Below are 12507 nucleotides of genomic sequence, written 5' to 3' on the forward strand. Positions count from 1 at the left end.
CCCCCTCTCACATCGCGCTAACTAGCGCGAGCGCGTCCGCGTGAATTCGGCCTTCACCAATCAGTTCTCTCACATGCATCTCCATCGTTTGCATGCCGTGCGCCCGTCCCATCTGCATCGACGACCGAATCTGATGCGTCTTCTCCGTTCGAATCAAATTCGCAATCGCAGGCGTATTCATCAAAATCTCAAGCGCAGCGGTCCGGCCATTCCCTTGAAGTGTCGGAAATAGACGCTGAGAGATTACCCCGAGCAAAACGGACGACAACTGAGCGCGCACCTGCGCCTGCTGACTCGCCGTAAACGAATCGATAATTCGATCCATCGTCTGCACCGCGTCACTCGTGTGAAGGGTCGCCAATACGAGATGCCCCGTCTCCGAGGCAGTAATCGCGGTGCGGATCGTCTCTAGATCGCGCATCTCTCCGACCAAAATCACATCAGGGTCTTGCCTGAGCGCCGCGCGCAGTCCACTTGAAAAATCTCTGCTATCCGAGCCAATCTCTCGCTGATCAATGATCGACTGGTTGTGCCGGTGGAGGTATTCAATCGGATCCTCCAGAGTAATCACGTGTTTGCGCTGCGTTTTATTAATATAATCAATCATTGCCGCAAGGGTTGTCGACTTTCCACTTCCCGTAGGCCCAGTCACCAGTACAAGACCGTGATGCCTTGTCGTGAATGATTTCAACACGGCAGGCAACCGCAGGTCGTCGAGCGTCGGAACGAACGCCGGGATGATCCTCGCCGCGAGGCTAATGCAATTACGCTGGCGGTACACGTTTACCCGAAAACGCGAAACATTCGTTAAACTGTATGAAAAATCAAGATCCCCTCGCTCAATAAACAATTTCCATTGATCCTCAGTTAAAAGATCCCTCGCCATCGCATCTGTATCTTCCGGACGCAGTTTCTCACCTTGCGTTACCAATTCACCGTGGATGCGAAAAACGGGAGCCGCATTTACAGATATGTGAACATCTGACGCAGAGCGGGCATGCGCTTCACAAAAAATATCTTCAATCTCTCTCATTGCTCTCTCCCTTGCGCACCATCCAATTCATCTCTCATACACACACGAAGAACCTCGGCAAGCGTGGTCATCCCTTGCATCACCTTGTCGAGTCCATCTTGGAGGATCGTCAAATTCCCGATTGCACTGAGCTGTTTTCGATAAACCGCGTCGCTTTGTCGTTTTAAAATCAATTCACGCAGACTGTCATCAAGACGTACGACCTCGTGCAGCGCAATTCTGCCGCGATACCCCGTCATGTGACAATTTCCACATCCACTGCCTTTAAGCAGGTGAGTAGGATGATACCCTCGCTCATTCAACCATGTCGCTTCTGATCGGTTCAACGGCTCTTCTGTCTTACACGTCTCGCATATTTTTCTCACAAGTCGTTGACTGACAAGACCAACAATCGAAGAAGCGACGAGAAACGGCTCAATGCCCATATCAATCAGCCTTGTCACACTACTCACCGCATCGTTTGTGTGCAGTGTGCTAAACACGAGATGTCCAGTAAGTGCCGCGCGCACGGCTACCTCTGCCGTCTCGCGATCACGGATTTCTCCTACCATGATCACGTCCGGATCCTGGCGCAAAATCGCGCGAAGTCCACGCGCAAACGTCATGCCAATGCCAGATTGGACCTGAACCTGATTGATTTCAGGCAACGAATACTCCACAGGATCTTCGATCGTGACGATGTTTTTGTCAGGCCCCGCAAGCGACTGAAGCGCAGCGTAGAGGGTTGATGTCTTCCCGCTGCCAGTTGGCCCCGTCAACAGTACAATACCGTTTGGCAAACTGATCAGATCTTTAAAGCGCGCGGCATTCTGCTCAGACATGCCAAGCAACGAAAGACTTAAAACAGCGTTGCGCGCATCAAGAAGCCGCAGGACACACTTCTCTCCGTGCAGCGTCGCCATCGTCGACACTCGAACATCGATGCTTCCCACGTCGAGTTCCACCTGCATTCGTCCGTCTTGCGGCAATCGTCGCTCTGCGATGTTCAGCCCAGCCATGATTTTGATACGCGCCGCAATCATCGGGTGCATCGAGCGCGGCAGGGACTGCTCCGTCCGCAGAATTCCATCGATTCGATAGCGAATCAAAACGCTACTCTCACGCGGATCAATGTGGATATCGCTCGCACGCTGAGTCACCGCGTGTGAGATAAACTGGCTGACCAGACGAACAATCGGAGAATCGCTCGCGGTGACCGCATCGACAAGCGTCTCTTCTTTAGGCGCTGCCGCGAGCAACTCATCAACTGACTCCTGAAGGCCGTAATACCGATCAATAAACATCTCAATCTCGGACTTCGACGCAATCACAGGGTCAATCGAGAAGCCCGTACTGATCCGCAATTCTTCTAGCGCATAGAAATCGAGCGGATCGTTCATCGCCACCGTCAGGCGATTTTTCGTGCGGCGAAAGGCAAACGCAAGAAAGCGACGCGCTAAACCTTCCGCAACGAGATGAACAATGGACGAATCGATCTCCACGCGATACAAGAGCACATGCGGGATCCCCAATTGAAATTCGAGCACTTCGATCAATTGCGTCTCCGTCAAATAACCCTTTTTAATGATCAGATCGCCAAACCGTTCTTTAGTCGTTTTTTGAAGCAAAAGGATTTCATCCACTTGCGCTTGAGACAGGTGCTTCGCCTCAACAAGAATGTCACCGAGACGCTTCTTCTCTTCGCTCATCCCAACCCCCCATTTGATCCGTTTTGCCCATTCACTGTGGAGATACGTGAAGTAAATGCAAATACCAATCGATTACGGGACTCCCAACCAGCGATGTCAAAAAGACTCCCCCCGCGATAAACGGTACAAACGGTATCGCTTGACGCGGTTTTAGCCTCCCGCTAAAACGCAGCGAATAGCCGATCAAAGTCCCAAGCATGGACGCCGCAATTAAAGAAAAAAGCGTGCCGTAAGGCCCCAAAACAATGCCAATACTCAAATACAGCTTGGCATCGCCCAATCCCATCTTTCCTTTTGATAGGAGATGAATTCCGGTGATGAGAAGAAAACCCACGGCCATTCCTAATAGCGCATCAGAGATTGACCTTGGGTGTAACACCACACAGATCAATAAAAAGAGCGCGGCAGAAGGATAACTGATCACATTCGGTACAATCATCGCTTCCAGATCTGTCGAGGAAGTCACAAGCAAGAGGCCCCAAAAGAGCCACCACTCGCTGCGCAGCGTCCACGTTGGCTCATGCCATAAGGTGTATAACGCGAGAACACCTGCGAGCGTTTCAAAAACAACATGCTTCGCGGAAACTCGTCCACCACAAGTGCGACACGTCCCACGCAGGAATCCATAAGAGAGAATAGGTATTAATTCATAAAACATAAGCGGTCGCTTGCACAGATCACAGTGCGATCCCGGAAAAATGATCGACTCACCACGTGGAATACGCATACCGACCACATTTAAAAAGGAGCCAAAAAAAGCTCCCGCAACAAATACATAAATCGAAAGAAAAACCGCGAAGAGGGGTGAATCGGCAAATGCCATGAGCGTCCCTGCATTCTCAACGTTATAAAATGCGCAAATCCTTTATCTACGCTTATGACTGTTCGACAAGAAACCCAAAATTCCTTCATAAAAACAAAAAACCCGAACACGAAGTGTCCGGGGTCACCTATTTCTTTCACACAACATCTGGTTCGGGTTGCGCGAATACGTGTTGATCAATCCAGGAAGAGAGCTCAACTCCGATCTTCCACACATCCCCCGCCCCCATCGTTATCACGAGATCGCCATCGCGGACATGTTCCTTCAAATAAGCAAGCACATCATCTCTTGTTTTGCAGTATTTTGCGGCCGCCTGACTGCTCTCCCTGATTCCATCTACCAAACGACTGGCCGTCACCCCGGCGATTGGTTGCTCGCCAACAGGAGAATAAATATCCATAATCAGCACATCATCCGCTTCTGCAAACGCTTCGGTAAATTCTTTAAACAAGTGGTACGTCCGCGTGTATCGCTGCGGTTGAAAAACAGCGATTACCCTGTGCCCCGTCTCACGGGCAACGGTTAAGGTCGCTCGAATCTCAGTCGGATGATGCGCGTAGTCATCCACAATCAAGATTCCCTGATCGTCGTGCAACACTTGAAACCGGCGAAGTGCCCCGTGGAATTCTGCAAGCGCGCGCAACGCGACATCACAGGGCACACCTGTGCGCTCAGCGACCGCAAATGCACAAAGCGCATTATAAATGTTGTGATCTCCAGGCACGTGAAGGGTAAGCGTGCCTAAAATTTTCCCATTGCCCACAATCGTTGACGTACTCCCGCGCGCATTTCGCGTAATCTCTTGCGCGTAATAATCCGCGCCAGTGCCGCGCACCGAGACGGTTTTCACCTCACATGAAACTTCTGTGAGAAGGCGTCTGACCACAACGTCCTCATCATTCGTGACGAGCAACCCATTCTCAGGCACGAGCCGCATAAATTTTCCATACGCAGCTTCTAAATTTTCAACTCGTCCTTGATAGTGTTCAAGATGATCCGCTTCGATATTAAGAACAACCGCAATCGTTGGTCGATAGTTCAAAAAACTTCCATCGCTCTCATCCGCTTCTGCGATCACCCACTCACTATGTCCAGCCTTCGCGCCTGTGTCAAGATTTGACACCACGCCGCCAACCAAGAACGTGGGGTCGAGTCCCGCCCGTTCCAGGACATACGCAATCATCGACGTTGTGGTCGTTTTCCCGTGCGCTCCTGCAACCGCGATTCCCGACCCGAGCTTCATGACCTCAGCGAGCATCTGTGACCGATGAAGCACAGGAATCTGCGCTGCGCGAGCAGCCGCAAGCTCCACGTTGTCATCTGGAACCGCCGTCGAATATACGACAATCTGAGCGCCGTCGATTTGCTCCGCCCGATGACCGAGATAGACTGTTGCACCGCGAGCGGAAAGCCTTCTCGTATAGTCATGCGCGGTCACATCGGAACCGGAAACAGGGTAGCCTCGATCGAGCAGAATGCTCGCAATCGTACCCATACCTGCCCCGCCGATTCCGATAAAATGCACATGAGGATGATCCGCTTTTTTTTCGATCGACTCGAATTCTGTCACATACTCCACCTCTTACCTTAACGATAAAAACAAAAATGCCGTAAAACACCTACTTAAGAAACAGGCGTAACGTCTACGCCAACACGTCTATCTCCAAGCTTCGCGCGCGCTTCCGCCACAGTATAGAGTGAGCCCGTCACACAAATCGGGCATTTACCTGCGCGCGAAGCAAGTGCGATGGAGAGCGCATCCGCAATGGAATCGGCCACTGTGATGCAGAGTTCACGTTGATAGGTTTGAAATGCAAGCTTGAGTTCATCAGCATCAAGTGCGCGCGATTGTGCCGGTTGCGTAACAATCACCTCTTTTGCTATGGCCGCAAAATGCGGAATCATGGCCGAGATGTCCTTTTCTTTAAGACAGCCGACAATGAGAATCCCCTTAGGTAAACGCAATGTTTCCCACGTCGATTGTAACGCAATCGCGCCCGCCTCGTTGTGAGCGCCGTCAAGGAAAATCAGTGGATCGCTCCCAGCCACTTCAAACCGCCCTGGCCATACCACCTGACGCAATCCCGCGCGAACCGCATCATCCGAAATTGCGAGGCCCGCATTGCGCGCGAGTTCAACGACCGCGAGCGCCACGCTCGCGTTGACCACTTGATGGGGACCGAGAAGTGAAAGGTTTGCGCCGAGGAGATCTCGCCGTCTTCCCCAATACGAAAAGCGCTGTGACGAAAGTGAGCGCTCTTCTTCAACGGAGCGAAAATCCCTTCCATAAATTACGAGGGGAGAATTCATTTCGCGCGCAACATTCGCAATGACACCAAGCGCTGCACCACTTGCCGCCGTGACCACAGGCCTGCCCTGCTTGATGATCCCCGCCTTGTCGCTGGCAATCTTTTCTATGGTATCCCCAAGTATCTCCATATGATCCATGGAGACGTTCGTAATCGCGCTCACGAGCGGCACTACGACATTCGTCGCGTCATAACGGCCGCCAAGCCCCGTTTCAAGCACGACCACATCCGCTTTCTGATCTGCAAAATGACAAAAAGCGAGAACGGTAGCCACCTCAAAGGCAGTTGGTTGTAGGGGCGAGTCGGCGTCCAAAGACGCGATGGCCGTCGCAACCGCGCGCGTATGGTAAACGAGACGGTCTTCGCCGATTGGCATGCCGCGCACCACGACGCGATCCTCAAAACCGGCGAGAGACGGAGAGGTATAGAGTCCAGTTCGCATGCCCGCCGCCTCGCAAATTGCATAGAGTAGCGCACACGTGGACCCTTTCCCGTTCGTACCCGCGATGTGAAGGAAGCGCAATCCGCGCTCTGGATGGCCCATCGCATCAAGCAGCCACACAGTGCGAGACAGTCCAGGCTTTATGCCGAATACACTGCGCGATGAAATGTATTCGCGCGCCTCTTGCCCGGTTTCAATTGGGCGATGTGCACCCATCCTATTCATCCCCTATTCACTCTGTCACAGATCGGAGGCGAATCAATTCGCGATCCACTTGGTCGCGCTGCTTTTCATAGCCCACAAGTTTTTCGCGTTCTTTCGCAACAACCGCGTCAGGCGCACGCTCGACAAAGGATGGATTCGCGAGCTTTGCCACCAGACGGTCTACTTCAAACGTTAAATTCGCGCGCTCTTTTTCAAGTCTGGCACACTCCACATCAAGATCGATCACGCCAAGCAGCGGCACATACAACTCTGCGTCCTGAAGAACACCCGTCGCACACTGATCAGGTGCCACGATCGAAGGGTCAATCATAAGCGAAGACGTGTTGCATAACCGCTCTAGATACGCAGCCGCCGCGCACACGTCGGCCTCTCTTTTTCGTGCTGGGCGAATCAGAAGAGGGATCGCCTTACTCGGAGAAAGGTTTAACTCTTGCCGCATCGTACGCAGTGTCCTGATGATTTCCATAACATACTGCATGCGCTGTTCTGCGTCATCATCCTGCTTAAAGGAGCGAACGCTCGGCCACGGAGCACGCATGATGGTTTCTCCATCGTGTGGCATGGTCTGCCAAATCTCTTCCGTGACAAATGGCATAAAGGGATGCAAGAGTCGCAGTGCCTGATCGAGAACCGTGCGCAGTGTGCGTTTCGTGACGACGCGTGCGTCAGCCGCCGACTCTCCTTCTGCATACAGGCTCACTTTTGACAATTCAATATACCAATCACAGAAATCGTTCCAAAAAAATTCATAAATCGCTTTCCCAGCTTCTGCAAATTCGTACGCTTCAAGTTTTAGTGTGACCTCAGAAACAGTTGCTGCGAGACGCGACAAAATATAGCGATCCGCGAGTTTCAATGCAGCTGCGTCGGGTTCCTCAGTCTGCGCGTCATCCAAGTTCATCATGACAAAACGCGACGCGTTCCACAGCTTTGTCACGAGTGCCTGCGCCGCCTCCACGCGCTCTTCATAGAAACGCATGTCTTGCCCCGGTCCGGCTCCTGTCAAAAGCATGAAGCGCAGCGCGTCAGCACTGTAGCGTTCAATCACTTCCATCGGATCGATTCCATTGCCAAGGCTCTTGGAAAACTTTCGGCCTTGCGCGTCACGTACGAGTCCGTGAATGAGCACATCCTGAAAGGGCGATTGACCCGTAAATTCGAGCGAAGTAAACACCATCCGCGCTACCCAGAAGTAGATGATGTCAAAACCTGTGACAAGAACTTGAGTCGGAAAAAAATCAGCCAAATCTTCCGTCTGCTCTGGCCACCCCATCGTCGAAAACGGCCACAGCGCGGAGGAAAACCAGGTGTCGAGCACATCCGTATCCTGTTCAATCTCAGTGCTTCTGCAATGCCCGCACACGGTGATGTTCTCGCGTGAAACCGTAATTTCTCCGCACGCGCTACAGTGCCACGCCGGAATCCGATGCCCCCACCATAATTGCCGGGAAATGCACCAATCGCGAATGTTTTCGAGCCAGTGCGCGTAGGTTTTTTCAAAGCGTTCCGGCACAAAGCGAAGCGCTCCTGACGAAACGACATCCATCGCAGGTTTCGCCAATGGCTCCATGCGCACAAACCACTGAAGGGACAGCCACGGTTCAACCACCGTACTGCAGCGTTCACAGTGACCGATTGATAACTGGTGGGGAAGTTCTACAAGTGCATTTTCTGCACGCAATGCGTCTAGAATCGCCGCCCGCGCCGCTCTACGATCCTGCCCAGCAAAAGCGCCCGCATGCGCATTGAGCGTACCATCGCGATTCATCACATTGATTTGCGGCAGCCCGTGACGACGACCTACTTCAAAGTCGTTCGGATCGTGCGCAGGCGTGATTTTTACCGCACCGGTACCGAACGCAGGATCGACATAGTCATCTGCGATCATTGGAATGACGCGATCGGTCAGAGGAAGACGAAGGGATTTTCCGATCAAGTGACGATAGCGCTCATCATCAGGGTGAACAGCAACCGCCACATCCCCAAATAGCGTTTCCGGTCGCGTTGTCGCAATCACCACATGACCCGTGCCATCGGCAAGTGGATAAACGATTTGGTAGATCGACCCTTGCGTCTCTTCGTGAATCACTTCAATATCGGAAAGCGCCGTCTCACAGCGGGGGCACCAGTTGATGATATAGTTGCCGCGATAGATGAGTCCTTTCTCATAGAGCCGTACAAATACCTCGCGAACCGCCGCAGACAAACCCGGATCCATCGTGAATCGCTCGCGCGACCAGTCACACGACGCGCCCATTCGTCTGATTTGGCTGCGAATGACCTCTGCGTAGGTTTCTTTCCACGCCCACACCCGTTCAATAAAAGCTTCGCGTCCTACGTCGTGCCGTGTCAGGCCTTCTTCTTTTTTCATCGTCGATTCGACGCGTGTCTGCGTGGCGATTCCTGCGTGATCAGTCCCCGGCATCCAGAGTACGCGCTTTCCTCGCATTCGTTGATAGCGCGTCAGCAAATCCTGCATCGCCATGTCCATCGCGTGACCTAAATGGAGTATGCCAGTCACGTTTGGCGGCGGCATGACAATCGCATACGACGAGTCACCTTGCGAAGGCTTAAAATAACCCTGTTCCATCCACCACCGATAGCGGCGCGTCTCGATCTCATTAGCGTCATATGCGCCTAGTTTCGACGTTTTTTCCATGAGCGGCACGATTCCGTCACTCCTTTGTCTCCAGCAGAAAAACCTTTCCCAACCCGAGAAACACAAAAAAGACAATTTCCATCGCCATTGCAGGACGAAAGAAAATGTCTTCCGCGGTACCACCTGTCGTTCTGTGCAGTGCACAGCGCTTCATTGAGAGCGATAACGGACCCTACCCGAACAGCATCGCCTCGGGACGACGTTCAGCAAGCGCACAGAGGCGGCCTCTCAGCGTTTGGCGCCCTCTCTTACTGCTCGACATGCTTACTCTTTCCCGCTGTTATTCACGTAATTTTTTACAGTATAGAAAAGGACGCAACCCGTGTCAATCCTTCGTTGAATCGGCGCGCGTTTCACGTCAGCGTTTTTTCTTGCGATTGTAGCGATGGACACGCACACGCGGTTTTTCGAGCGTTTTCGTTTTTGAACGCGCAGGTTGTGTGCCCCGTTTCGCTTCCAGCTCAAGACGCTTCTTTTCCGTCCACTGACTCACGAACGAAAACAGCCAAGCGACGGCAAGAGTGCCGAATAAATAACCGACAAACCCGCTCAACACCACATTACGTGCAGGCCAATAGCGAGCATTCGCAAAGACAAACAAGAAGATCATCGTCACAATTCCCGCAAAGACGCCCCCAAGTGTACCTTGAATGACGCGTCGCGTTTTCGTTCGCGGGATGATAATGTATGGCGTCAGGAGCATTGCAAGCGCCAAACTCGTTCCCAGATTTCCGTTGACAGGTCCTTTTGAAACGAGGCCGAGAATTCCACCGAGAATACCGAAACTCGCGCCAACCAAAAAGATCAGCTTGTACCTCATGCCTTCTTTTGGAGTTGCGAGCAAGCGCTCCCGAACCCTTTCCCACGCAGATCGTTGCGCCACACAAACACCTTGCTTTCCAAGAAATGATCGCCTGTCTTTTGATGGTTGCTTTTTACCACGCTTCGGTTTGAGCAAGCCTTTTAACTATAGCATGGCAAGCAGCCGTCAGAAAGAGGCACAGCAAGGAATTTTGCGTGGATTGTGCCGTTCACATCCCCTCTTTTTTCGCATAGGCTATAGGATGATCAAATCATCCACTGCAGCGATCGGGGGTTACTATCCATGCCGCAGTTCTTCTATGCGCTGGCACGCTTTGCAAAAGTCATCCTATTAGGTTGCATTTTTTTAACCATGTTGCAAATGATGTTCTTCCCATCCTTTATAAGCCTACTCATTCTAGGAGGGCTCGTGCTCGTTCTTGTCACCCTCTTTCTCGGAACGTGAATATGCCCCTAGTGTCTCGTCATCTCGTGTGGGGCGTGTCGCAGAAAAGAGCGCCGGAAGAATCTCTGTAGAAAGCAAATTGCTCGCTGTCCACGCATCTTCAAGCGCGTCCACAAGGTCATCTTCATCAGCATTGCCATTCTTCAGACGCGCCTCAACACAGCGCATCACACCTTGCGGGTAGCAAAGCAATTGGCCTAAGACCGCCCACTCTGCTTGATTGATCGGACGAATTGCCGCATAGGCCATCAGCGTGCGCCGCAAGACATCCTCGCGCGACAGGAATGGCGCAAGATAGTGCAACAAAAACGTCGCCAACTCTGCCATTTGCGGACCCGCATAAACGTGATCGTGATCAATCACCGCATACGTGCCACGCTCACTCTCTAGTAGATTCTTTCGCACATAAGATCCGTGACAGATCTCACCAGTAGCAAACGCATAGCTTCGCACGCCCTCATACTTCACTTCGCTCAGACGCTCACCTACTTCACGCAAACGACGTTCCAATTCCTCATGCAGGCTTAAAAACCACTCGTCAAACTCGTGCGCCAAGCGATCCTTTGCGAGTACGCGCGCGCGCAGTGTATCGATGGTCAGCAAATCATTGCGAATGCGCGCCGCCGCATCTGACCGTTCAGCAAACCAGAGGTTTCCAGGAACCGTGTGGGCGAGCGAATGCCAGCGCGCGAGTGTCTCCACGCCTTCTAAAAATAACGCTAAACGTTCAAACGAGGCTGGTTTTCCGTCGCAGCTCAGTGTAACATAATAATTTCCCGATTCATGGATGACAAACGGATCACCAAATTGATTGTGCACAAAGCGAGCGACCTGTACCCCTCCCGAAACGCGATCAAGTAAAATATGAATCTGTTCAAGACGTTGTGCGGAGAAAGGTACACCTTTTACATAGTAGATTTCATCCGCCGCGTGAACGCGCCATGCCCCGCCGCATTTCTCGACACGCGCATCGGATAGGCCATACTCGCGCAGGATGTGTGGATCAAACGGCAGAGAAGACTGATCACGCTCTCGTGCAACCCCAATTTCTCTCACAAACGGTTCTCCTCTCGCGAGATGGCCTTTTTGCGAGAAAGATGCGTCAAGCGCGCAACCCACATCTCCACATCTTCGCTGGAAAGTGGCGAGCGATCTTCACACGTTCGCAAATAGGCTTGCGCGATCTCTGCGTATTCGTTTGGGAAGAGCGCCATGCCGACGATTCGCGACTGTCGTTCATCACGATTTCCGCCCACAATCTCATCATATACGGCAAGAAAAGAGGTCGCGATTGCAGCCTCATCTTGCGGCAGTTCATAGACTGGTGAGGCATAGATCGCACGCAAAGCAAGGACGACATCCTCCTCGGGATCGCCCGGCTGTATGGAGTCTGCCTCGATCAGTGAAATCTGGTGATAGATGTCGCGACCAAAGGCGTGAAACGGATCGTTGCCAAGGCGCAGTTGCTGCGAATTTGCAGCGATCCGTTCGGGCATTCTCCCCTTTGCGACGGTAAGAAGTGCACGATCGGCGCGCTCAATGAGGTGCTGTCCCACGCGTGAAAAGTGCTCCAAAAAGGCGTTTCCTCCTTGTATTGCGCGCTGATTCAGATCGTAGAGCGACGCTCTTTTCATGCGCATGTCAGAGTACAAGGACGCGCTGTGATCCACGGATTGAACAGACACTCCTTCTAGTGCGAGATGGAACTTTGCGAGTTCCATTGCGAGCAACCGACCGTCTTCAAGGTTCATCCGCAGCAAACTGTGTTCAACGTCATCACAAAGTGAGAGGAGCACCCCCTGGACATCGGCCAGGGGATCCCCGTATTTGGTGCGAATGAGCCGTGGTGTCTTGCGATAGCGATGAAGCGCCACCTGATCAAGAATCTGAGAGCGGCGCAGCGCAGAACTCTGCTCCTCAATGCGCAGCCACTTGCGACCATGATCGGTCGCCAAGCGGCAGCGCTCTCCACTGACCCATTTCCAATCGTATACGCGATACCCGTAATGCTTCTCCACAGCATGTACTACGCTCTTCACATGCAATCCTCCCCATGGTAAG

The 12507-nt window shown here is 52.5% G+C and carries 9 protein-coding genes; all 9 read right to left on the reverse strand.

Annotated elements, in window-relative coordinates:
• Positions 1-7: 7 nt before the first annotated feature.
• Positions 8-1033 carry a type IV pilus twitching motility protein PilT gene (locus tag AYW79_RS07920; protein WP_067564212.1) on the reverse strand — a complete coding sequence of 342 codons (1026 nt, stop codon included), beginning with the start codon at positions 1031-1033 and terminating at the stop codon, positions 8-10.
• Complete coding sequence (locus tag AYW79_RS07925; RefSeq protein WP_067564216.1) at positions 1030-2721, reverse strand: GspE/PulE family protein; 1692 nt, start codon at positions 2719-2721, stop codon at positions 1030-1032. The genes AYW79_RS07920 and AYW79_RS07925 overlap by 4 nt, the downstream gene beginning before the upstream one ends.
• A 31-nt stretch (positions 2722-2752) precedes the next feature.
• Positions 2753-3544: a prepilin peptidase gene (locus tag AYW79_RS07930; protein WP_067564219.1), complete on the reverse strand. Its 792-nt coding sequence runs from the start codon at positions 3542-3544 to the stop codon at positions 2753-2755.
• A 136-nt stretch (positions 3545-3680) separates the two neighbouring features.
• Positions 3681-5114: a UDP-N-acetylmuramate--L-alanine ligase gene (gene murC, locus AYW79_RS07935; RefSeq protein ID WP_269449056.1), complete on the reverse strand. Its 1434-nt coding sequence runs from the start codon at positions 5112-5114 to the stop codon at positions 3681-3683.
• Positions 5115-5167: 53 nt separating this feature from the next.
• Positions 5168-6511: a bifunctional folylpolyglutamate synthase/dihydrofolate synthase gene (locus tag AYW79_RS07940; RefSeq protein ID WP_067564222.1), complete on the reverse strand. Its 1344-nt coding sequence runs from the start codon at positions 6509-6511 to the stop codon at positions 5168-5170.
• A 16-nt stretch (positions 6512-6527) separates the two neighbouring features.
• Positions 6528-9179, reverse strand: coding sequence for a valine--tRNA ligase (locus AYW79_RS07945; protein WP_067564284.1), 2652 nt, complete (start codon positions 9177-9179; stop codon positions 6528-6530).
• A 358-nt stretch (positions 9180-9537) separates the two neighbouring features.
• Complete coding sequence (locus AYW79_RS07950; RefSeq protein ID WP_067564224.1) at positions 9538-10062, reverse strand: hypothetical protein; 525 nt, start codon at positions 10060-10062, stop codon at positions 9538-9540.
• A 336-nt stretch (positions 10063-10398) separates the two neighbouring features.
• The gene (locus AYW79_RS07955; protein WP_067564227.1) at positions 10399-11502 is read right to left on the reverse strand and encodes a protein kinase family protein; all 1104 of its coding nucleotides are present in this window, start codon (positions 11500-11502) and stop codon (positions 10399-10401) included.
• A complete protein-coding gene (locus AYW79_RS07960; RefSeq protein WP_079290200.1) occupies positions 11499-12485 on the reverse strand; it encodes a hypothetical protein in 987 nt (328 codons plus the stop codon). Before AYW79_RS07960 ends, AYW79_RS07955 begins: the two co-directional genes overlap by 4 nt.
• Between the last annotated feature and the right edge of the window lie 22 nt (positions 12486-12507).

Origin of the sequence: Ferroacidibacillus organovorans (assembly GCF_001642725.1) — a bacterium.
GTDB classification, from domain to species: domain Bacteria; phylum Bacillota; class Bacilli; order Alicyclobacillales; family SLC66; genus Ferroacidibacillus; species Ferroacidibacillus organovorans.

Coding starts and splice junctions, on each gene's coding strand:
- AYW79_RS07925 (WP_067564216.1), bottom strand. CDS start 2,721: ATGAGCGAAGAGAAGAAGCGTCTCGGTGACATTCTTGTTGAGGCGAAG.
- AYW79_RS07945 (WP_067564284.1), bottom strand. CDS start 9,179: ATGGAAAAAACGTCGAAACTAGGCGCATATGACGCTAATGAGATCGAG.
- AYW79_RS07920 (WP_067564212.1), bottom strand. CDS start 1,033: ATGAGAGAGATTGAAGATATTTTTTGTGAAGCGCATGCCCGCTCTGCG.
- AYW79_RS07930 (WP_067564219.1), bottom strand. CDS start 3,544: ATGGCATTTGCCGATTCACCCCTCTTCGCGGTTTTTCTTTCGATTTAT.
- AYW79_RS07940 (WP_067564222.1), bottom strand. CDS start 6,511: ATGGGTGCACATCGCCCAATTGAAACCGGGCAAGAGGCGCGCGAATAC.